This is a genomic window from Neisseria sp. DTU_2021_1001991_1_SI_NGA_ILE_055 (assembly GCF_032342915.1).
Lineage (GTDB): Bacteria > Pseudomonadota > Gammaproteobacteria > Burkholderiales > Neisseriaceae > Neisseria.
The window spans coordinates 1787669-1809457 of record NZ_CP135440.1 but is presented as its reverse complement, the minus strand read 5'-3'; the positions used below and the strand labels follow the sequence as shown (position 1 = coordinate 1809457).

The 21789-nt window shown below is 49.9% G+C and carries 22 protein-coding genes and 1 tRNA gene; 17 read left to right on the top strand and 6 right to left on the bottom strand.

Going from position 1 to position 21789, the window contains the following annotated elements; translation table 11 throughout:
- Nucleotides 1-62 precede the first annotated feature (62 nt).
- The 5 genes from tpiA (at nucleotide 63) to RRV97_RS08445 (ending at nucleotide 2441) form a co-directional block, all read left to right on the top strand.
- Complete coding sequence (gene tpiA / locus RRV97_RS08465; RefSeq protein ID WP_003748082.1) at nucleotides 63-836, top strand: triose-phosphate isomerase; 774 nt, start codon at nucleotides 63-65, stop codon at nucleotides 834-836.
- Between the two features lie 7 nt (nucleotides 837-843).
- Nucleotides 844-1203, top strand: a complete 360-nt coding sequence (secG, locus tag RRV97_RS08460; protein WP_036492092.1) for a preprotein translocase subunit SecG — start codon at nucleotides 844-846, stop codon at nucleotides 1201-1203.
- A 15-nt stretch (nucleotides 1204-1218) separates the two neighbouring features.
- Nucleotides 1219-1304, top strand: a tRNA-Leu gene (locus RRV97_RS08455).
- A gap of 90 nt (nucleotides 1305-1394) precedes the next feature.
- The gene (locus tag RRV97_RS08450) at nucleotides 1395-1952 is read left to right on the top strand and encodes a UbiX family flavin prenyltransferase (protein ID WP_315611266.1); all 558 of its coding nucleotides are present in this window, start codon (nucleotides 1395-1397) and stop codon (nucleotides 1950-1952) included.
- A gap of 54 nt (nucleotides 1953-2006) precedes the next feature.
- Nucleotides 2007-2441 carry a pyridoxamine 5'-phosphate oxidase family protein gene (locus RRV97_RS08445; protein WP_315611265.1) on the top strand — a complete coding sequence of 145 codons (435 nt, stop codon included), beginning with the start codon at nucleotides 2007-2009 and terminating at the stop codon, nucleotides 2439-2441.
- Nucleotides 2442-2493: 52 nt separating this feature from the next.
- Here the strand turns inward: RRV97_RS08445 and ppk2 are convergent, their stop codons facing one another.
- A complete protein-coding gene (ppk2, locus tag RRV97_RS08440; protein WP_036492084.1) occupies nucleotides 2494-3423 on the bottom strand; it encodes a polyphosphate kinase 2 in 930 nt (309 codons plus the stop codon).
- 166 nt (nucleotides 3424-3589) lie between these two features.
- Here ppk2 and RRV97_RS08435 point away from each other — a divergent pair, with 166 nt between their 5' ends.
- From RRV97_RS08435 to RRV97_RS08385, 11 genes are all read left to right on the top strand, one after another.
- Nucleotides 3590-5371: a bifunctional anthranilate synthase component I family protein/class IV aminotransferase gene (locus RRV97_RS08435; protein WP_315611264.1), complete on the top strand. Its 1782-nt coding sequence runs from the start codon at nucleotides 3590-3592 to the stop codon at nucleotides 5369-5371.
- A 101-nt stretch (nucleotides 5372-5472) separates the two neighbouring features.
- Nucleotides 5473-6330, top strand: coding sequence for a ParB/RepB/Spo0J family partition protein (locus RRV97_RS08430; protein ID WP_070849077.1), 858 nt, complete (start codon nucleotides 5473-5475; stop codon nucleotides 6328-6330).
- Between the two features lie 280 nt (nucleotides 6331-6610).
- On the top strand, nucleotides 6611-6964 hold the full coding sequence (locus RRV97_RS08425) for an ATP synthase subunit I (protein ID WP_188214028.1): 354 nt from the start codon (nucleotides 6611-6613) through the stop codon (nucleotides 6962-6964).
- Nucleotides 6954-7820 carry a F0F1 ATP synthase subunit A gene (gene atpB / locus RRV97_RS08420; RefSeq protein ID WP_315611263.1) on the top strand — a complete coding sequence of 289 codons (867 nt, stop codon included), beginning with the start codon at nucleotides 6954-6956 and terminating at the stop codon, nucleotides 7818-7820. The genes RRV97_RS08425 and atpB overlap by 11 nt, the downstream gene beginning before the upstream one ends.
- Before the next feature lie 64 nt (nucleotides 7821-7884).
- Nucleotides 7885-8121: a F0F1 ATP synthase subunit C gene (gene atpE, locus RRV97_RS08415; RefSeq protein WP_003748101.1), complete on the top strand. Its 237-nt coding sequence runs from the start codon at nucleotides 7885-7887 to the stop codon at nucleotides 8119-8121.
- Between the two features lie 73 nt (nucleotides 8122-8194).
- Nucleotides 8195-8665, top strand: coding sequence for a F0F1 ATP synthase subunit B (locus tag RRV97_RS08410; protein WP_315611262.1), 471 nt, complete (start codon nucleotides 8195-8197; stop codon nucleotides 8663-8665).
- A gap of 4 nt (nucleotides 8666-8669) precedes the next feature.
- Complete coding sequence (locus tag RRV97_RS08405; protein WP_003683778.1) at nucleotides 8670-9203, top strand: F0F1 ATP synthase subunit delta; 534 nt, start codon at nucleotides 8670-8672, stop codon at nucleotides 9201-9203.
- A gap of 10 nt (nucleotides 9204-9213) precedes the next feature.
- On the top strand, nucleotides 9214-10761 hold the full coding sequence (gene atpA, locus RRV97_RS08400; RefSeq protein ID WP_049331699.1) for a F0F1 ATP synthase subunit alpha: 1548 nt from the start codon (nucleotides 9214-9216) through the stop codon (nucleotides 10759-10761).
- A 24-nt stretch (nucleotides 10762-10785) separates the two neighbouring features.
- Nucleotides 10786-11661, top strand: coding sequence for a F0F1 ATP synthase subunit gamma (gene atpG / locus RRV97_RS08395; protein WP_315611261.1), 876 nt, complete (start codon nucleotides 10786-10788; stop codon nucleotides 11659-11661).
- Nucleotides 11662-11699: 38 nt separating this feature from the next.
- A complete protein-coding gene (gene atpD, locus RRV97_RS08390) occupies nucleotides 11700-13097 on the top strand; it encodes a F0F1 ATP synthase subunit beta (RefSeq protein WP_003748111.1) in 1398 nt (465 codons plus the stop codon).
- A 10-nt stretch (nucleotides 13098-13107) separates the two neighbouring features.
- On the top strand, nucleotides 13108-13533 hold the full coding sequence (locus RRV97_RS08385) for a F0F1 ATP synthase subunit epsilon (RefSeq protein WP_036492070.1): 426 nt from the start codon (nucleotides 13108-13110) through the stop codon (nucleotides 13531-13533).
- A gap of 375 nt (nucleotides 13534-13908) precedes the next feature.
- On the opposite strand, the gene RRV97_RS08380 is transcribed toward RRV97_RS08385, so the two are convergent.
- The 5 genes from RRV97_RS08380 to RRV97_RS08360 all read right to left on the bottom strand — a co-directional run bounded on the left by RRV97_RS08380 (nucleotide 13909) and on the right by RRV97_RS08360 (nucleotide 18751).
- Nucleotides 13909-15621 (bottom strand): flotillin family protein, encoded by a 1713-nt coding sequence (locus RRV97_RS08380; RefSeq protein WP_295696875.1) that lies wholly within the window; start codon nucleotides 15619-15621, stop codon nucleotides 13909-13911.
- Nucleotides 15622-15832: 211 nt separating this feature from the next.
- On the bottom strand, nucleotides 15833-16498 hold the full coding sequence (locus tag RRV97_RS08375; RefSeq protein WP_315611260.1) for a YqiJ family protein: 666 nt from the start codon (nucleotides 16496-16498) through the stop codon (nucleotides 15833-15835).
- A gap of 214 nt (nucleotides 16499-16712) precedes the next feature.
- Nucleotides 16713-17375: a PspA/IM30 family protein gene (locus RRV97_RS08370; RefSeq protein ID WP_315611259.1), complete on the bottom strand. Its 663-nt coding sequence runs from the start codon at nucleotides 17373-17375 to the stop codon at nucleotides 16713-16715.
- Nucleotides 17376-17417: 42 nt separating this feature from the next.
- Nucleotides 17418-18179 (bottom strand): hypothetical protein, encoded by a 762-nt coding sequence (locus RRV97_RS08365; protein WP_315611258.1) that lies wholly within the window; start codon nucleotides 18177-18179, stop codon nucleotides 17418-17420.
- Nucleotides 18180-18250: 71 nt separating this feature from the next.
- A complete protein-coding gene (locus RRV97_RS08360) occupies nucleotides 18251-18751 on the bottom strand; it encodes a hypothetical protein (RefSeq protein WP_004518995.1) in 501 nt (166 codons plus the stop codon).
- A 181-nt stretch (nucleotides 18752-18932) separates the two neighbouring features.
- Here RRV97_RS08360 and polA point away from each other — a divergent pair, with 181 nt between their 5' ends.
- Entirely contained in the window at nucleotides 18933-21728 is a 2796-nt protein-coding gene (gene polA / locus RRV97_RS08355) for a DNA polymerase I (protein ID WP_315611257.1), read from the top strand.
- The last annotated feature ends 61 nt before the right edge of the window (nucleotides 21729-21789 follow it).

Genomic DNA, 21789 nt, shown 5'->3' with positions numbered 1-21789 from the left:
CACTAAACTTTCACATTACACCACGCTACAACAAGCAACAACCAACACACGGAGCAATAAAGATGTATCACCAAATCGGAATGTGGGATCAAAAATGGGTTATCGGCAATTGGAAAATGAACGGCCGACTCCAAAACAACAATGCACTTATGCACCGCTTCCGCGTCATGCCAACCGCCGAACGCGTCCTCATCGGCCTGGCCGCCCCGACCGTGTATCTGTTGCAACTGCACAACGCCATGCAAATCGTTTTGAACAACCGCATCTTGACCTGTGCGCAAGACGTGAGCCGTTTCCCGAATAACGGCGCATACACAGGCGAAGTGTCCGCCGAAATGCTTGCCGACATCGGTACAGACATCGTCCTCATCGGCCACTCCGAGCGCAGCCTTTATTTCGGCGAGAAAAACGAAATCCAACGCCGCAAAATGGAAAACGTCCTCAACGTCGGCCTGATTCCATTGTTGTGCGTCGGCGAAAGCCTGGAAGAGCGCGAAGCCGGTAAAGAACACGAAGTCATTGCCCATCAGCTTTCCATCCTGCAAGGTCTGAACACCCAAAACATCGCCGTTGCCTACGAGCCGGTTTGGGCGATCGGTACAGGCAAAGTCGCCACCGTCGAACAAATCGCCGACATGCACGCATTTATCTACAAAGAAATCTTGTCTTTGTGCGGAAGCGATGTTAAAATCCGCGTTCTTTACGGCGGAAGTGTGAAAGCAGATAACGCAGCCGACATCTTCGCAGTACCTCATGTAGACGGCGCATTGGTTGGTGGCGCGTCATTATCCTATGACTCCTTTACCGCCATCATCAACGCAGCACAAGCCTCGTAGAAAACATATGGAAGCCTTTAAAACCCTTATCTGGATTATTAATATTATTTCCGCTCTATTCGTAATCGTGTTAGTATTGCTGCAACACGGTAAAGGTGCGGATGCCGGCGCAACATTCGGTTCCGGCAGCGGTAGCGCGCAAGGCGTATTCGGTTCTGCCGGTAATGCCAACTTCCTCAGCCGCTCGACTGCCGTTGCTGCAACATTTTTCTTTGCGACCTGCATGGCAATGGTGTATATTCACACCCACTCCAATAAGCACGGTTTAGACTTCAGCGATGTGAAGCAGACCCAACAGGCTCCTAAGCCTGCAACGCCTGCACAAAACAATACAACTCCTGTTGCTCCGAATCCTCAGCAGCAGTAAGACAATTTGATTTATGCCGACATGGTGGAATTGGTAGACACGCTATCTTGAGGGGGTAGTAGCCGTAGGCTGTGCGAGTTCAAATCTCGCTGTCGGCACCACATTAGAAAATCTAACCGCTTTTTAGCGGTTATTTTTTCGTCTTGAGAATCTGCCTTTCATTTATCTTTAGGCCGAGACAGGGAAATACAATGAAGCGTTTGGTTGTCGGCATCAGCGGTGCCAGCGGTTTTCAGTATGGCGTGAAGGCTTTGCAGCTTTTGCGTGAGCATCAGGTAGAAACGCATTTGGTGGTTTCGCAAGGGGCGGAGATGACCCGCGCTTTGGAAACGGATTACACTAAAGAAGACGTTTATGCTTTGGCGGATGTCGTGCATTCTAGCCGTAATGTCGGGGCAAGTATTGCCAGCGGTTCGTTTTTGACGGACGGAATGTTGATTGCGCCGTGTTCAATGAAAACTTTGGCTTCGGTTGCTCACGGGTTTGCCGATAATTTGCTCAGCCGTGCGGCGGATGTAACGTTGAAAGAGCGGCGCAGGCTGGTGTTGATGGTGCGTGAAGCGCCGTTAAACTTGGCACACATCGACAATATGCGCCGTGTAACAGAGATGGGCGGTATTGTGTTTCCTCCTGTTCCGGCTCTGTATCAGAAGCCCGAATCCATTGATGATATGATTACGCACAGCGTGTCTCATGCTTTGGACTTGTTCGGTATTGTTCAAACCGATGCGCCGCGCTGGCAGGGCTGATGTTTCAGACGGCCTGAAAATAAATTTAATACACTGAGAAAGAGGATAAAAATCATGCAAGCGATTCCTGCCAATATCGTTAAATTTTTGAGCAATCATCATGTCGTCAGTATTGCTGCGGCGGCAGACGGCGAAGTTTGGGCGGCTTGTTGTTTTTATGTGTTTGATGAAGCCAATGCCCGCCTGATTGTGCTGACTTCTTTGAAAACAAAGCATGGCGGACTGATGAGCCGTTCTGCCAAAGTAGCCGGCACCATCGCCGGTCAGCCCGACAGTATCACGAAAATCAGCGGTGTTCAGTTTGCGGCGACTGCCGCTTTGATTGAAGATGAAGCGGATTTGAAAGCGGCGCAGTCTTTATTTTACAAAGCGCATCCTGCTGCTCGAGTGATGAAAAGTGATGTTTGGGCATTGAATTTGGACAGTGTGAAATTCACTGACAATAAATTGGTATTCGCACAAAAAATGTACTGGAATCGCGAGGATTAAGAAAAGGCCGTCTGAAAGATGAAATTTCAGACGGCCTTTGATGCTTTAAGAATTAATCGTGTCCGATGTCTACGGTTTTTTCTTTGTAACGTGTGTCGGGAATCAAAACAATTTTATCGTCCACTTTGCCGATGGCTTTCACGTCTTTGCCCGGATAGTCCAGCTGGTGCAGGAAGTAGCGGATACAGTTCAAACGTGCGCGTTTTTTGTCGTCGGAGCGGATGATGACCCAAGGCGCGTCACCGGTGTGGGTGTGGAAGAACATGGCGTTTTTGGCTTCGGTGTAGTCGTCCCAGCGGTCGAGCGACTGGATGTCCACGGGGGACAGTTTCCAGTGTTTCAGGGGGTCGTCACGACGGGAGATGAAGCGGCGGAGTTGTTCTTCACGGGATACGGAGAACCAGAATTTGAACAGATGGATGCCGCTGGCAACAAGCATGCGTTCCAATTCAGGGGTTTGACGCATGAAGAGCAGGTATTCGTTAGGTTCGCAGAAGCCCATGACGCGTTCTACGCCGGCACGGTTGTACCATGAGCGGTCGAAGAATACCATTTCGCCTGCGGTCGGCAGGTTTTGGATGTAGCGTTGGAAATACCATTGGCCGCGTTCGGTAGTGGTCGGTTTTTCCAGTGCGACAACGCGTGCGCCGCGCGGGTTCAAATGTTCCATAAAGCGTTTGATGGTACCGCCTTTACCGGCTGCATCGCGGCCTTCAAACAGGCTGACGATGCGTTGGCCGGAATCTTTAACCCAGCTTTGTACTTTCAATAATTCGATTTGCAGCTTCTGTTTTTCTTTTTCGTAAACAGAACGGCGCATACGTTGTTTGTACGGGTAGTTGGCAGGAAGCGGTGCGCTGCTGGAATCCTCGTCAGTGCCGCGTCCTTCGTGTTCCAAAACAGCCTTTTCGAATACTTGCAGCTGGTCTTGTTTCTCGCCCAGTTCAACATTCTCGAATGGTTCTAGTTGGTGGTCTGCCATAAAGTCTCCTTATCGATTAAGTTTTAAATGATATAGTGTGGTATGGTTTGATTCTACCCTTTTATGCCTCGTTCGACTACATAAAATTACATTCGAGTGCTTTTTTTGAATTTGTCTGCTAACTTATGTAAAAGCAGCGTATAATCAGCCTATTTGTACAGCAATCATGCCTTATTTCGCCCTGTTTGACGATGCCGTGAGCGGCCGAGCAAAATTCTATCAAAATCATGTAGAAAGCCATCGGTTTTATCATAACGAACTGGATTCGTTAACAAGTATTTTGCAAGCCGGCTGGAAAAAGGGTTTGCATGCAGTGTTGTTTGCAGACTACGAATTCGGGTTGCCGCTGATGGATATTCCGTCTGGCCGCAGTGGCAGTCTGCGTTTGCACTGGTTTGCCGATTATTCCGAAATCGATGCCGAAAACTGGCTGGCCAATCATTCAGACGGCCTTGAGGCAGGCATCTCTACTCCCCGATTCTCTGTATCCGAAGCCGATTATCTCGAGCATATCCATCAAATCCACGAAGCCATCCGCCGCGGCGATACCTATCAAATCAATTACACCGCACGCCTGCACCTGCAAACTTACGGCAATCCGATTCAACTTTACCGCCGCTTGCGCCAGCCTGTGCCGTATGCCGTTTTGTCTTGTCTGCCTGACGGGGTAGGGCAGGACGCGTGGACTTTGTGTTTTTCTCCCGAACTTTTCCTCAAAATCGATTCAGACGGCCTGATTACAACCGAGCCGATGAAGGGCACTGCGCCGATTCTTCATGACGGACAAGATGAACGCCGCGCCGTTGAATTGCGAAACGATCCGAAAAACCGCGCCGAAAATGTGATGATTGTCGATTTGTTGCGCAATGACCTCGGCAAAATCGCGCAAACAGGCAAAGTACGCGTGCCTGAACCGTTTAAAGTTTCCCGTTTCGGCAGTGTTTGGCAGATGACCAGTGCCATCGAAGCGCAGGCGCTGACTGGTGTTTCGGTTGCCGATATTCTCCGTGCAGCCTTCCCGTGCGGCAGTATCACCGGCGCACCCAAACGCATGAGTATGCAGATTATTGAGTCCCTTGAATCCGAACCGCGCGGTTTGTACACAGGCAGCATCGGCTTTTTGCATCCGTGTGATACGGGTTTGGGGTTTGAAGGCGTGTTTAATGTCGTGATCCGCACCTTATCTCTGAAGCCGGTTTCAGACGGCCTTTATCAAGGTGTTTATGGTGTGGGTTCGGGGATTGTGATTGATAGCGATCCTGAAGCCGAATATCGCGAGTGCGGTTGGAAAGCGCGTTTTCTCAATGACTTGCGGCCTGATTTCGGTATTTTTGAAACCATGCGAGTGGAAGACAAACAATGCCGTTTGCTTGATTTGCATTTGGGCCGTCTGAAAATTTCGGCGCAAGCGTTTAACCTGCCTTGGCCTGAAAATGCAATAGAGCAAATCCAACATTATATAGATGCGTTGCCAAATGGGTTGTTTAGAGTCAAAGCCGCTTTGTTTTCAGACGGTCTTGCATTGAGCCATGCGGCTGTTTCTGAATTGGATGGGCAGCAATACGTCATCCTGAGTGAGCACACATTAAGCCAACGCGATTATCTGCGCCGTTTCAAAACCACACGCCGTGAAATTTTTGACCAAGCGTGGAAAACGGCAGAAGGGCAGGGTGCATTTGACAGCCTGTTTTTCAATTCAGACGGCCTGTTGTTAGAGGGTGGAAGAAGCAATGCGTTTATCAAATATCAGGGACAATGGCTTACGCCGTCTTTGGATTTGGATATTTTGAACGGGGTAATGCGCCAAGCGGTATTGAAGCAGCCGTGGCTTTTAGGTGCGGATACAATCAAAGAAACCCGCATCACGCGTTCTATGTTGGAAAATGCGGAAGAAATCCGCTTAAGTAATGCTTTAAGGGGCGTGTTTGCGGTTTCGCTCCGTAAATAAATGGCAATAGTCAAATCATCGTGATTCAAATTGTCGTAAAGCGGCAATATCCGATAGAATACGTCATTTCAACATTGAGGCCGTCTGAAAGGGAAAACAATATGGCAAAAGCAAAAGGATTGGGACGCGGTTTGGATTCGCTGATATCCAATGCGGTGGACAGCAGCAGTAGCGACCGCCTGACAACGGTTGCCATCGCCGATATTCAGCCCGGCCGCTATCAGGCGCGTGTGCAAATGGATGACGAAGCCTTGCAGGAATTGGCCGATTCCATTAAGGCGCAAGGCATTATCCAGCCGGTTATTGTGCGCGAACGTGGTCTGTCTCAATATGAATTGATTGCCGGCGAACGTCGTTGGCGCGCTTCCCAGTTGGCCGGCTTGACCGAAATTCCCGTCGTCATCAAAACCATCAGCGACGAAACCGCGTTGGCCATGGGTTTGATTGAAAACCTGCAACGCGAAAACCTCAATCCGATTGAAGAGGCGCAAGGTTTGAAACGCCTCGCCGACGAATTCGGCCTGACCCACGAAACCATCGCAAAAGCCGTCGGTAAAAGCCGCAGCGCCATCTCCAACAGCCTGCGCCTGTTGAGCCTGCCTGAGCCGGTTCAGGAAATGCTTTACCAACGCCGTCTGGAAATGGGTCATGCCCGTGCGTTGCTGACCTTGCATGTAGTTGACCAATTGGAATTGGCGCAAAAAGCTGTCAAAAACGGCTGGTCGGTGCGCGAGGTAGAGCGCCGCAGCCAATTGGCGCATCAAAAAGCCAAGCCCGAAGCAGCCAAAACCATCAGCCCGGATATCCGCCGCATCAATGATGCATTGACCGAGCATTTGGGTGTTAATGCCGAAGTCAAAACCAGCAATCAGAAAAAAGGCAAAATCGTGCTGCATTTTGATACGCCGGAAACATTCGAATATTTGCTGAAACAGTTAGGCATCAATCAAGCGTTCTAACGGCTTTATAAATAGAACAGGCCGTCTGAAAAAAGCTTTTCAGACGGCCTCAATTTTTGAAAAAGCGTAGAGCGTATAAATGTTTACAATACAAATCAAAATCTTCTGTAAAATCTATGTAACAACATGTAATTTGTGTTAAACTCCATTCCAGCAAAGATTTGTTTTATATGTGTTAATCATTTATTTGTGAAAGGTTCACAAAGATTAACATATTGCTTGACGTTAACAAACTTCTTGATTATATTAGCCTGCCTTGCTTTTTGGGGTACAAAGTACAATGAATCAGATAGTCCCATTGCAAGTGATTGTATTATTAATAATTTCAGTTGTTTGTGCATTATTTTCCGGATTGCCCGGCTTCCTCTCTGCTTTGGCGGGAGGATTTTCGTACATTGTGCCTACCCTTGTTGCAGTTTTACTTTTAAAGTTTTCCCGACGAAATCCCGATCTGCAAAGTTCGATGTTTATCGGCGGAGAGGTTTTAAAAGTAGTGCTGTCGCTGGTATCTATGTTGGTCGTTTTTGCGATATGGCATCGATCACTGGTATTTTACCCATTTTTATTGGCGTTTCTTGGCGTCAGTCATTTGGTTTTTTTAGTATTGTTGAGAGTAAAACACTATGGCAGGTGAAACTATGACCGCTGCCGACTACATCAAGCACCACTTGCAAAGCTTGACCAGTATGTCGGATGTTACTCAGGGTCAAGGACTGAAAAACATTGCTGATTTTTCGTTCATTAACCTTGATGCAATCTTTTTTGCCGTTCTGTTGGGCGTAATCGGCAGCTTCCTTTTGTGGCGCGGTGCCAAAAAAGCGACGGCTGGCGTGCCTGGTCGTTTTCAAGCGGCTGTTGAAATTCTGTTCGAATTCGTGGATAACATGTGTAAGAGCATTATCCATAATGAACAATCGCGTAAAGCTGTTGCGCCTTTGGGTTTGACCCTGTTTGTCTGGATTTTCCTGATGAACGCCATGGATATGTTGCCGGTTGATTTGCTGCCGATGGTATGGCAAGGCGTTACTGGTAATCATCACGCACTGTTGCGCGTTGTACCGACTGCTGACTTGAATACGACTTTAGCCTTGGCAATTGGCGTATTGTTGGTATGTATTTATTATAATATCAAAATCAAAGGCTTTGGCGGTTGGATTCACGAATTGTTCAGTGCGCCTTTCGGTCCGATGCTCGCTCCGGCCAACTTCCTGCTCAACTTGGTAGAGTTTTTGTCCAAAACCGTATCCCACGGTATGCGGTTGTTTGGTAATATGTATGCCGGTGAGCTGGTGTTCCTGTTGATCGCTCTGTTGGGCGGTGCATGGGCGTCAACCGGCAGTGTCGAAACTTTGGATCCGATTTTATTTGTGTTCCACCTGATTGCCGGTTTGGCTTGGGCGATTTTCCACATTTTGGTCATCACCTTGCAGGCATTTATTTTCATGGCGTTGGCGTTCGTATATATCGGACAGGCGCATGATGCACACTAATCAAGTAGTTTTTTCGTAGTTTGTTTTTTGTAGTTTAACCTTTACTATTTTAAGGAGTTTAAAAATGGGTTTGATTGCTATCGCATGTGGTTTGATCGTTGCCTTGGGCGCATTGGGTGCCTCTATCGGTATCGCAATGGTTGGTTCTAAATACTTGGAATCTTCTGCCCGCCAACCTGAGCTGATCGGTCCTCTGCAAACCAAACTGTTCTTGATCGCTGGTCTGATCGACGCGGCTTTCTTGATCGGTGTGGCTATTGCCCTGTTGTTCGCCTTCGTTAACCCGTTTGGTGGTGCGTAATCAAGACGGAGCGATCCGTTCAGATACAGGCTTGCCGTCTGTTTGATTAACCCAGATACGAAGGTTAAGTAACGTGAATATTAATGCAACCTTATTTGCGCAAATCCTAGTTTTCTTTGGCTTGGTTTGGTTTACGATGAAATTCGTATGGCCTCCGATTGCCAAAGCATTGGATGAGCGTGCCGTAAAAATCGCCGAGGGCTTGGCTGCCGCCGAGCGCGGTAAGAGCGATTTTGAGCAGGCAGAGAAAAAAGTTGCAGAACTTATGGCCGAAGGGCGTAATCAGGTAACCGAAATGGTTGCCAACGCCGAAAAACGTGCTGCGAAAATTGTAGAAGAAGCCAAAGAGCAAGCTTCTCATGAAGCAGCACGCATTGCAGCCCAAGCAAAAGCTGATGTAGAGCAAGAAGTTAACCGTGCACGCGAAGTGTTGCGCGAACAGGTCGCTTCATTGGCTGTTAAAGGTGCGGAATCTATCCTGCGTAAAGAAGTCGATGCTTCCAAACATGCAGATCTGCTCAGTGCCTTAAAACAGGAGCTGTAATCTTATGGCAGAGTTCGCAACGATTGCCAGACCTTATGCGAAAGCATTGTTTAGTCTGGCTCAGGAAAAAAACCAAATCGAGTCTTGGTTGGGCGAACTGAAAGAACTCGCAGCGGTTGTTCAGGATGAGAAAGTCATTGCTTTCATCGAGCAGCCGGAAACGGGAGCTTCCGAAAAGGCAGAAACGCTCAAAGGTCTTGTCGGTATCAAAAATGTCGAATTGGCAAATTTTATTACCGTTTTGGCCGAGCAAAAGCGTTTGCTGGTATTGCCGGAAATTTATGCCCAATATCAAGATTTGACCTTGATACACAACAATACGAAATCGGCAGTAATTTACAGCGCGTATGAGCTCAGTTCTCAGCAGCTGGCCGATGTTACCGATATCCTGACAAAACGCTTCAACAGCAAATTGGATGTGGTAACTAAAGTTGCCCCTGAATTAATCGGCGGCATCAAAGTAGAAGTGGGTGATCAGGTCTTGGATTTGTCCGTACAAGGCAAACTGAATGCTTTGTATGCGACTATGACAAATTAGGAGAGTTTTCATGCAGCTTAATCCTGCTGAAATTAGCGATTTGATTAAAGCCAAAATCGAAAATCTGTCCGTCAATACAGAAGTGCGTACCCGTGGTACTGTTGTTTCTGTTACAGACGGCATTGTGCGCATTCATGGCTTATCAGACGCGATGCAAGGTGAGATGCTCGAATTCCCCGGTAACACTTTCGGTCTGGCCATGAACTTGGAGCGCGACTCCGTCGGTGCCGTAGTGTTGGGTGAGTACGAACACATTAAAGAAGGCGATACAGTTACCTGTACCGGCCGTATTTTGGAAGTGCCGATCGGTCGCGAATTGGTTGGCCGCGTAGTTGATGCATTGGGTCGTCCTATCGACGGTAAAGGTCCAATCAATACAACTTTGACTGCTCCAATCGAAAAAATCGCACCGGGTGTGATTGCGCGTAAATCGGTTGACCAACCCATGCAAACCGGCCTGAAAGCCATTGACTCTATGGTTCCGGTTGGTCGTGGTCAACGTGAGTTAATCATTGGTGACCGTCAAACCGGTAAAACAGCCGTAGCACTGGATGCCATCGTTAACCAAAAAGGTACAGGCGTTATCTGTATTTATGTGGCTATCGGCCAAAAAGCATCTTCTATTGCCAACGTAGTACGCAAATTGGAAGAGCATGGCGCGATGGAACATACTATCGTGGTAGCTGCGACTGCTTCTGAAGCCGCTGCGCTGCAATACATTGCTCCTTACTCCGGTTGTACCATGGGTGAATTCTTCCGTGACCGCGGTGAAGATGCACTGATCGTATACGATGACTTGTCTAAACAAGCCGTTGCATACCGTCAAATTTCCCTGCTGTTGCGCCGTCCTCCTGGTCGTGAAGCATATCCTGGCGACGTATTCTATCTGCACTCCCGTCTGTTGGAACGTGCGGCTCGTGTCAGCGAAAACGAAGTTGAAAAACTGACCAATGGCGAAGTAAAAGGCAAAACCGGTTCTCTGACTGCGTTGCCGATTATTGAAACCCAAGCCGGTGACGTATCAGCATTCGTACCAACCAACGTAATTTCGATTACAGACGGCCAAATCTTCTTGGAAACCGACTTGTTCAACGCCGGTATCCGTCCTGCAATCAATGCCGGTATTTCTGTATCGCGCGTAGGTGGTGCAGCACAAACCAAAGTCATCAAAAAACTGGGTGGCGGTATCCGTTTGGCGTTGGCACAGTACCGTGAATTGGCAGCGTTCTCGCAATTTGCTTCCGATTTGGACGAAGCAACACGCAAACAGCTGCAACACGGTGAAGTGGTTACTGAATTGATGAAACAAAAACAATTCAGCACATTGAACACTGCCGAAATGGCATTGACTTTGTGGGCGATCAACAACGGTTCTTACGCAGATGTTCCGGTATCCAAGGCCTTGGCTTTCGAAGCAGAATTCTTGAGTTTCGTACGTACGCAACATCCTGAGGTTCTGGAAGCGATTAATGCATCAGGCGCAATGTCTGACGAAAGCGAAAAAGCATTAACCGAAGCCATGAAATCTTTCAAATCTTCTTACGCTTACCAAGCATAAGTATTGAGATGAAAGGAGTCTGAAATGGCAGTCGGAAAAGAGATTCTCACCAAAATCCGTAGTGTTCAAAATACCCAAAAGATCACTAAAGCGATGCAAATGGTGTCGACCTCTAAAATGCGGAAGACTCAAGACCGGATGCGCTTAGCGCGTCCGTACGCCGAAAAAGTGCGTACAGTGATGAGCCATCTTGCACAGACCCATGCCGATCATGGTATCAAATTGTTGGAGCCGCACCGCGAAGTGCGTCGTGCCGGTTTCATTTTGATTACCTCGGATAAAGGTTTGTGCGGTGGCTTGAACGCAAACGTACTGAAAAAGTTTTTGGCGCAAGTTCAAGAGTATCAGGAACAAGGCATCGAAGTCGAAGTCGTGTGCCTGGGTAGTAAAGGTTTGGCTGCATGCCAAAGCATCGGTTTGAATGTTATTGCCAGCGCAACCAATTTGGGCGATACCCCAAAAATGGAATTGCTGCTCGGACCTCTGACCGAAATCTTCCAACGTTATGGGAAGCATGAATTAGACCGTATCCATATGGTTTACTCACGTTTTGTCAATACAATGCGCCAAGAGCCGCGTATGGAAGTTTTGCTGCCTATCGGTGAAAACGTTATTGACGACGAAGCGGGTCATTCTTCATTTACTTGGGAATACCGCTACGAGCCGAGTCCTATCGCCGTATTGGAATATTTGGTTCGCCGCTATTTAGAGTCTGTGGTTTATCAGGCATTGAGCGACAACATGGCATCCGAACAAGCCGCGCGTATGGTAGCGATGAAAGCCGCAACCGACAACGCAGGCAATGCCATCAAAGAATTGCGCTTGGTGTACAACAAATCGCGTCAAGCCGCGATTACCACAGAATTGTCAGAAATTGTAGCAGGTGCAGCGGCAGTTTAATGCCGTCTGAAGCCTGAACAGGAAATTAGGATACGATAATGAGCCAAGGCAAAATCGTACAAGTTATTGGTGCGGTGGTTGACGTGGAATTTCCACGCGACGCTATCCCGCATGTTTACGATGCCCTGAAATTGGACGAGAACGGTCTGACTCTGGAAGTTCAACAGCTTCTGGGCGACGGCGTTGTCCGTACTATTGCAATGGGTAGTTCAGACGGCCTGAAACGCGGCATGTCTGTAAGCAATACTGGTGCGCCAATCACTGTGCCGGTAGGTAAAGGTACATTGGGTCGTATTGTCGACGTATTGGGTACGCCTGTTGATGAAGCAGGTCCGATCGATACCGACAAGAGCCGCGCCATTCACCAAACTGCTCCGAAATTCGACGAGTTGTCTTCAACTACCGAATTGCTGGAAACCGGTATTAAAGTGATCGACTTGCTGTGTCCGTTTGCTAAGGGCGGTAAAGTAGGTCTGTTCGGTGGTGCCGGTGTGGGCAAAACCGTGAACATGATGGAATTGATCAACAACATCGCCAAAGCGCACAGCGGTCTGTCCGTGTTCGCAGGTGTGGGTGAGCGTACCCGTGAAGGTAACGACTTCTACCACGAGATGAAAGATTCCAACGTATTGGATAAAGTAGCCATGGTGTATGGCCAAATGAACGAACCTCCAGGCAACCGTCTGCGCGTTGCTTTGACCGGTTTGACTATGGCCGAATACTTCCGTGACGAAAAAGACGAAAACGGTAAAGGTCGCGACGTATTGTTCTTCGTTGACAACATCTACCGTTACACTCTGGCCGGTACCGAAGTATCCGCACTGTTGGGCCGTATGCCTTCTGCAGTGGGTTACCAACCGACATTGGCTGAAGAAATGGGTCGTTTGCAAGAGCGTATTACCTCTACCCAAACCGGTTCCATTACTTCCATCCAAGCCGTATATGTACCTGCGGATGACTTGACTGACCCGTCTCCAGCGACAACTTTCGCTCACTTGGACGCGACCGTCGTATTGAGCCGTGATATTGCCTCTTTGGGTATTTACCCGGCAGTTGACCCGCTTGATTCTACTTCACGCCAATTGGATCCGATGGTATTGGGTCAAGAACACTACGACGTAGCGCGCGGTGTACAGTCCACTCTGCAAAAATACAAAGAATTGCGTGACATTATCGCCATTCTGGGTATGGACGAATTGTCTGACGAAGACAAACTGACTGTAATGCGTGCCCGTAAAATCCAACGCTTCCTGTCTCAACCGTTCCACGTTGCAGAAGTGTTTACAGGTTCTCCAGGCAAATATGTCGCCCTGCGCGATACCATTGCCGGCTTTAAAGCCATCTTGAACGGCGAATACGACCATCTGCCTGAACAAGCGTTCTACATGGTAGGCGGCATCGAAGAAGCAGTTGAGAAAGCGAAAACCTTAAACTAAGGAGGTCGGCATGAGCGTCATGCAAGTTGAAGTGGTCAGTAGCGAGCAAAACATCTATTCGGGCGAAGCCAGCTTTGTGGTGGTTCCGACCGTTCAAGGTGAGCTTGGTATTTATCCACGACACGAGCCGATTATGAGTTTGGTACGCCCCGGCGCATTGCGTTTGACTGTTCCGGGTGAAGCTGAAGAAGTGCTGGTTGCTGTTTCCGGCGGTGTTTTAGAAGTACAGCCTGACAAGATTACCGTATTGGCAGACGTTGCCGTTCGCAGTACCGAAATGGATCAGGCGCGTGCTGAAGAAGCTAAGAAAGCAGCCGAGGCAGGTGTTTCTGCAGCCAAAGATGATAAATCTCTGGCCGAAGCGCACAAAGCATTGGCAGCAGCCATTGCCCAGCTGAAAACTTTGGACTACCTTCGTTCGCAAAAAAACAAGTAATGTGGGTTCATTAAGAAAAAGCACAACGAAATGTTGTGCTTTTTTATTTGCCTGAAGATAAGCAGCTTGGTATTGAAATGTCGATAGATGAGTAGATGGCAAACTTGAAATCGAAACGGTAGAATCAGTTTTTATGACTCAATTGTTGATGGATCATTGTCAAAGCAGTTAGCCTTGTTATTTGGCTAAGAATAGCCCACTCAATCTTTTTTAACCACAAAAAGCAGGTTGGATAATTCCTAATTTATTGCAACCGCAACAGATCTGAATTGGTGAGTATTGAAAATATTAGAATTTGTGGAAGTTTTTGTATAAACAAAAGGCCGTCTGAAAACCTGTTTCAGACGGCCTTTAAACCATTATGACGGCATTTGTTTATGATTGGTCGATGGTTTTATCTAGTCCTTGGGTCAGACCGTTGATGTCGCCACCATTCAGTCCCAATTCTTTTAAGAGACCGTCAACCAGCGGGGCTTGGCTGCGGTAGCGCAGGGCGCTGTTGACCATTTGGTCGGCGAGGCTGGCTTGTGTGGTTTGGCCGTCTGAAGCACCTTCCGCGCCGTTTGCACCACCGGCAAAGCCACCCAGACCATTGACTTGCAAAATCTTGATGTCTTCGATTTTTTCCATTGGGCGGACGGATTCGCGGATGATGTCAGGCAGGTGTTTCAAGAGGGCAAGGCGGACTTGCATTTCAACCTGCTCGACGCTCAGCACGTTAGCGGCTTCGTTGACGGCGCGGGTACCTTCGGCATCAACTTTATATTGTTGCTCTTGCGCTTGAGCCAACAGAATTTTGGCATCGGCTTCACCTTTGGCTTGCAGGCGTTGTTTCTCGGCTTCGGCTTCGGCGGCGATGCGCACGGCTTCAGCTCGGTCTTGTGCAGCTTGTTTTTCGGCTTCAGCGGCGACGGTGAGCGAAATCGCGTCTTTTTGTGCGGCTTCTTCGGCGGCAATCAATTCCACCGCTTTGGCGCGCTCTGCACGTTCGGTTTCGCGTACGGTAATCACGCTCTCTTCTTCACGAACAGCGGCAGCGCGGGCTTTGTCGGCCTCGGCTTTGGCTTCGGATTCGGCACGCGATTTCTCGGCAACGGCGATGGCGCGGTCTTGCTCAGCAAGCTCGATGGCTTTGCGGCGTTCAACCTCTGCCTGTTCAACGGCTTGGGCTTTGCGGATGTCTTCGTTTTTAATGTCGCGTTCGGCGGCAATGCGTTTCAAATCCACTTCGCGTTCGGCGGCAATTTTCGCTTCTTCCGCCTCACGTTTTTTCTGAGATTCTTGTTCGGCAATGCTGGCCTCTTGTTCGGCGCGGCGCACGGCGATCTCACGCTCTTGTTCGAGTTTGGCGTATTCTTCTTCGCGCGAGATTTTCAGGCGTTGCTGCTCGGCTTCGAGGTTTTTGGTTTTAATCGCCAAATCGGTGTCTTGTTCGATTTCGTTGCGTTTTTTGCGGCGGCCTTCGATGGTTTCGGTCAGTTTGGTCAAACCTTCCGCGTCAAAGGCGTTTTGCGGGTTGAAAAACTCAAAGCTGGTTTGGTCGAGGCCGGTCAGGGAAACGGTTTCGAGTTCGAGACCGTTTTTGAACAAGTCTTCGCTCACGACTTGTTGCACTTTTTGAACGAAATCAACACGTTTTTCATGCAGTTCTTCCATCGCCATTTCGGCGGCAACGGCGCGCAGGGCGTCAACGAATTTACCTTCGACGAGGTCTTTCAGCTCATCGGGGGACATGGTTTTCATACCCAGCGTTTGTGCGGCGGTCGCAATGCTCTCGGCGCTGGGTTTGACGCGGACGTAAAATTCAGCCATCACGTCAACGCGCATCCGGTCGCGGGTAATTAATGCTTGTTGGGCAGCGCGGCGCACTTCAAGGCGCAGTGTATTCATGTTGACGGGGATGATTTCATGCAGCACGGGCAGCACCATCGCGCCGCCGTTCATGATGACTTTTTCGCCACCGAAACCGGTGCGTACGAAGGAGACTTCTTTGCTGGCGCGGCGGTACAGACGGGTCAGGATGAGGCCGAGTACAATTAGCGCGACGAGTATGACGCCGGCGATGGTGCCGATGGAGACCAAGTTCATGGTTTTTCCTTTCTTCTTGTTAATATGCCTTTGAGGGCGGTGGATTCAGAAGGCTTTGAGGGAAAGAGGCCGTCTGAAAGGGTTAAAAATATGGGTTGAAATAAGAGGGTGGTTGTTTTTCTAATTGTTATTTCAAATTTCCAGATGGTGAGGATAGGGCAGTAAAGTATCTATTTTTCCCGTATCGATGAATCAGCGGTTTCAGACAGCCTCAATCCACCAAGCTTCCGCTCGGATTTAAAATTGCTTTAAATGTATTTCCGTCCAACGACACCAGCAATACCGCATCGCCTTGTTTCAATACATCATCAGAGTCAGGCTCTACCATCACATAATGCTGTTGGCCGTAAGCATCTTTCACGCGCACCTGTGCCGCATTGCCTACCCGAGCTTCGCCCAACACCACTGTGCCGACGCGGCCGATTAAACTTTCCTGCGAAACGGCAGTGGTTTCATCTTTCGGCATAATTTTGTACAAACCGCCAGCCGTTACGCGCACTAAGGGTAAGGAAAGAAACCAAACGATGACTGCTGCCAGCGTGCCATTCAGATAACTGCCGAATACAGTGGCAAAGGCCGTCTGAAACAGATAACCCGTTAATCCGTATACGGCAAGAAACACCACCATCAACATCAACACCGGGATACGTCCGACATACAGCCAGCTCAGGAAACGCACGAATATGCCTGCGTCCGCCACATCCAATCCGACCTCGGCGTGTGCAGTTTCGGTCAGGCTGTCGGGCAACAGGTTGTCCAACCAGTCGCTAATACCGCCTGCCAGCATGGAAATGACTTCAAACACACCGAGCAAAACCATCAGCGCAATGGCAATGCCGAAGATTTCAGTTTCGGGGGCGTTGATTAAATTCCACATATTGCATTTCCTTATTCTTTTTAATTTTCAGACGGCATATATTTTATTTTAAAGTTAAGTCGATTGGATATGGATATTTTTATTAATTTGTTATAACTGACAGGATTTTTCCCAATCCGGCATCTTTTTGTTATTGAGGTGTGTATGGTTTTCTTTTTTCAGACGGCCCCATGAAGATAAAGGCCGTCTGAAACCGCGATTTTCTCAATATGGCTTATGATTTCGCCTTCAGCGCCGCCAATCGTTCGGCAATGCGGTTGTTGCGGCTTAAGTCTTCCAGTTCTTTCAGCTTGGCTAACTGTGCCGCATCGGTGCTGCTGTGTACCGAGTTTTGGCGCCCCATCACGCGGTCGAAAGCGTTGCCGCTTTTTTCGGCATCACGGGCGATACGGTTGAGGTCGCTGCCGCCTGAAGCTTTGCCTGCACCAGTATTTTGTTGCGCGGCACGCCAGTCTTGCAACTGCTGCTGCATCTCGCGTTTTTTTGCCTGCAGGGCGGCGATAAAGCCTTCGAGCTCTTTTTCTTGTGCGGCACAATCGGCAATGGTGTTTTCCAAGATGGGCAGACGCGCTTCGATGTCCATCTGTTCGGCGATGCCTGCCTCGGCAAGGTCGTCGCGACCGGCATCTACGGCGGCTTGCAGATTGGCGTCGATGGCTTCGTGGCGGTTGCTCTCGTCCGCCATTTTCTTGGCGGCAAGGTGTTTCTGCGCCAACACTTTGCCCAACTCGGCGCGTACTTCGTCCACCGCCCGCTCGATTTCGCGGATGCTCTCGTTCATGACCGCTTCGGGTGCAAGGTTTTCCGCCGCATCAATCAGGGCATGAAAACCGCCGCTTACCAGACGGCCTACTCGGCGGGATAGGGTTTCGCTCATTTGGATTTTCCTTTCTTTATGAAATCATGAGAAATATTGTGTTTAACCGGCATTCGATTGCGCCAACCAGTCGTAACATTGCTCCCATAACAATGTTTCGTTTTCGTCTTCTTTGCCTTCCAGCAGGGCTTGTTCTAAAGCCCGTCTGAATGTGGCGCGGGTATCCGGGTGGGTAAACCAAGCCGACAATCGGGCGGCGAATTGCGTTCTATTCGGACAATGATCGGGCAGATAGCAGACTTTGTACCAATCCGGCTCATCGCTTCCATACGGAATTTCTAAATACAAGTCGACAAATTCGCGTAAAGCTGCCGTTTTATCCGCCTGCTTCATCCACACTGCCAACAGTTCGTCGACAACATCCAATCCGGCGAATTGAAACATATTCAGCCAAACGACCAAGCAGCCTTCGTAGCGGGGCGCAGTCAGTTGCGAGTCAAACCAAGCGACGGCGAAACGTTTTAACCAATCGATTTCTTTTTCTGTCCAGCATTCAGGTAAATCACAACGCAACTTATCGAGCAACGTTTCATCAAGCGGTCGGACGTCTTCGTCGTTGACCAAAGCCTGCAAAATACGCGGCAGAAAATGTTTCATGTCTAAAGCCGTCGCGGCTGCGTTATCTAAAGGCACGCTGCCCAAATAAGCCTGCAACATATCGACAGGAATCTCGTGTAACGGATATTCCAACAACGCCTGTTGGAAATCTTCGGGAGAGCAGCTATTGCAAGTACAGATATTCAGCGGGAAGCGCACGCTGTAAGGTGCAAATAATTCGTATGCTTCTGCTATCCATTTTTCCATCTTGTCGCTTCAGTCTTCGATGTTGAGCATTGGTATTTAGAAATGGGGGAAGGGGCGTTGTTCAGACGGCCTTAAACTTCATTTGCCTGTTGCACAATCTTTGCCAGTTTCAAAGTATTTTCAAGCTGTTGCAACACGCTGTCGTCGTATGCCGCGCCTTTGCCGGTTACGGCGAGTTGCAAGATGCTGTCGGTCAGGCGGACGATGCGCCACATCAGTTCGCGTTCGTATTTTTTCAAATCGTCGAGGTCGGCTTCTTCGGGCAGGTCGGCGGCGAGCGTTGCGCCTAAGTCGGGAAGCTGTTCAAACAACCTCGCCACGATATGCGAATGCACTCCGGCCTGTTTTTCAGCGTGCAAGATTTCGTGTTTCGCCGCTTGGAAAAATTGCTCCTGCGCCGTCAGTGCGGAGCTGTAATCGCGTGTTTGCGTATGCGCCAAGCGAGCCAGTTTGAGCAGTTCGCGGATTTTTTCAGACGGCGTATTCGCACCTTCGATTTTGAGTTCGGCAATAAAATCAGCATCTTCCTGAGTGATGCGCACGCTGATTGGGATACGGTTCGTTGCATTCATATTCGTCTGTTTTGGTTTGTATTCATTTGAATACAAATATACAAGATGGGATTCTGCGGCGCAATACCTGAAACCGTATATTTATGTAAACATCAGGCCGTCTGAAACTTGATTTTCGGTTTTCAGACGGCCTTTTCCTTTATAATCCGTACATTATTTTCATACACACAGCAGGTTCTCCATGTCCAACAAACCCACACTCCTTCTCGTTGACGGCTCTTCTTATCTTTACCGCGCCTATCATGCCATGGGGCAGAATTTGTCTGCGCCCGACGGTGCGCCGACTGGGGCGATGTATGGCGTGTTGAATATGCTGCGCCGGCTGCGTGCGGATTATGTGCATGACTATTGCGCGGTGGTGTTTGACGCGAAGGGTAAGAATTTCCGCCACGAGATGTTTCCCGACTATAAGGCGACGCGTCCGCCGATGCCGGACGATTTGCGCCCGCAGGCGGAAGCCTTGCCGGATTTGGTGCGCCTGATGGGCTGGCCGGTGCTGGTGATTCCGCAAGTGGAAGCGGACGACGTTATCGGCACTTTGGCTAAGATGGCTGGCGAAGCGGGTTGGAACGTGGTGGTGTCCACCGGCGATAAGGACATGGCGCAGCTGGTGAACGAGCGCGTGACGCTGGTGAACACGATGAGCGGTGAAACGCTGGACATTGAAGGCGTGAAAGAAAAATTCGGCGTGCGCCCCGACCAAATCCGCGATTATCTCGCGCTGATGGGCGACAAGGTGGACAATGTGCCGGGCGTGGAAAAGTGCGGCCCGAAAACGGCGGTGAAGTGGCTGGAAGCCTACGGCTCGCTGGCTGGCGTGATGGAACACGCTGCGGAAATCAAGGGCAAGGTCGGCGAAAACCTGCAAGCCGCTTTGGAACAACTGCCGCTGTCGTATGACTTGGTAACGATTAAAACCGATGTGGACTTGCACACCGAGCTTTCAGACGGCCTCGAAAGCCTGCGCCGCACTACGCCGAAATGGTCGCAGCTGGTTGTCGATTTCAAACGCTGGGGTTTCCGCACTTGGCTGAAAGAAGCAGAAAGCCGTATGCACGAAGCGCAAAACACAGATTTGTTCGGCAGCGAGCATATCGGCGAACAAGCCGCATTGGCGATGGAAACACAGCCTGAAAAACAACCCGAACTCGCCCCAGCCCCTGAAAAGCTGGATTATCAAGCCGTTACCACCGAAGCGCAGTTTGCCGCTTTGTTGGACAAACTGGCGCAGGCGGAAAAAATCGGCATTGATACGGAAACCACGTCATTAGACGCGATGAACGCCGCGCTGGTCGGTATCAGCATCGCGTTCCAAGCAGGCGAAGCGGTTTACATCCCCGTAGGACACAGCTTGACTGCTGCACCTGAACAACTTGATTTGCAAGACGTATTAGGCCGTCTGAAATCACATTTGGAAAACCCCGCCCTGAAAAAAATCGGGCAAAACCTCAAATACGACCAACACGTTTTCGCCAACTACGGCATCGCCCTGAACGGCATTGCCGGTGATTCCATGCTTGCTTCCTACATCATCGAGAGCCATCTCGGACACGGCTTGGACGAATTGTCCGAACGTTGGCTCGGCTTGGAAACCATTACCTACGAATCGCTGTGCGGCAAAGGCGCGAAGCAAATCGGTTTTGCCGATGTCGCCATCGGGCAGGCGACAGAATACGCCGCCCAAGACGCCGATTTCGCCCTGCGCCTCGAAGCGCACCTGCGCGCGCAAATGGACGCCAAACAGCTTGAAATGTATGAAAAAATGGAACTGCCCGTCGCGCAAGTATTGTTTGAAATGGAACGCAACGGCGTACAAATCGACCGCGCCGAACTCGCCCGTCAAAGCGCCGAACTCGGCGCCGAGCTGATGAAGCTCGAACAAGAAGCCTACGCCGCCGCAGGCCAGCCGTTCAACCTCAACTCGCCCAAACAGCTTCAAGAAATCCTGTTCGACAAAATGGGCATCCCCACCAAAGGCCTGAAAAAAACCGCCAAAGGCGGCATTTCCACTAACGAAGCCGTGCTCGAACAGCTCGCGCCCGACTACCCGTTACCCAAAATCATCCTGCAAAACCGCAGCCTGGCGAAACTCAAATCCACCTACACCGACAAACTGCCCGAAATGATTTCGCCCAAAGACGGCCGCGTGCATACCACCTACGCCCAAGCCGTCGCCATTACCGGCCGCCTCGCCAGCAACAACCCCAACCTGCAAAACATCCCCATCCGCACCGCCGAAGGCCGCCGCGTGCGCCGCGCCTTCACCGCACCGCAAGGCAGCGTCATCGTTTCCGCCGACTATTCCCAAATCGAGCTGCGCATCATGGCGCACCTCTCCGGCGACAAAACCCTCATCGCCGCGTTCCAAAACGGCGAAGACGTACACCGCCGCACCGCCGCCGAAGTATTCGGCATCGCCCCCGAAAACGTTTCGTCCGAACAACGCCGCTACGCCAAAACCATCAACTTCGGCCTCATTTACGGCATGGGCCAATACGGCCTCGCCAAATCATTGGGCATCGACAACATCTCAGCCAAAAACTTTATCGACCGCTACTTCGCCCGCTACCCCGGCGTCGCCGAATACATGCAGCGCACCAAAGAACAAGCCGCCGCGCAAGGCTTCGTCGAAACTCTGTTCGGCCGCCGCCTCTACCTGCCCGACATCCACAACAAAAACGCCAATGCCCGCGCCGGAGCCGAACGCGCCGCCATCAACGCCCCCATGCAAGGCACCGCGTCCGACCTCATCAAACGCGCCATGATAGACGTATCCCGCTGGCTGGTTTCAGATGACCTGCAAAGCAAACTGATCATGCAGGTGCATGACGAATTGGTGTTGGAAGTCCCCGAAGCCGAACTGGATTTAGTGAAAGAAAAACTGCCGCAGATTATGGCGAAAGTGGATGAAGGGATGTTGAACGTGCCGCTGGTGGCGGAGGTTGGTGTGGGGATGAATTGGGAAGAGGCGCATTGAGTTCAGGAAAGTCCCCCTACCTCATGTAGTCTGAAAAATAAATTCAACCGTCTGAGAAAAG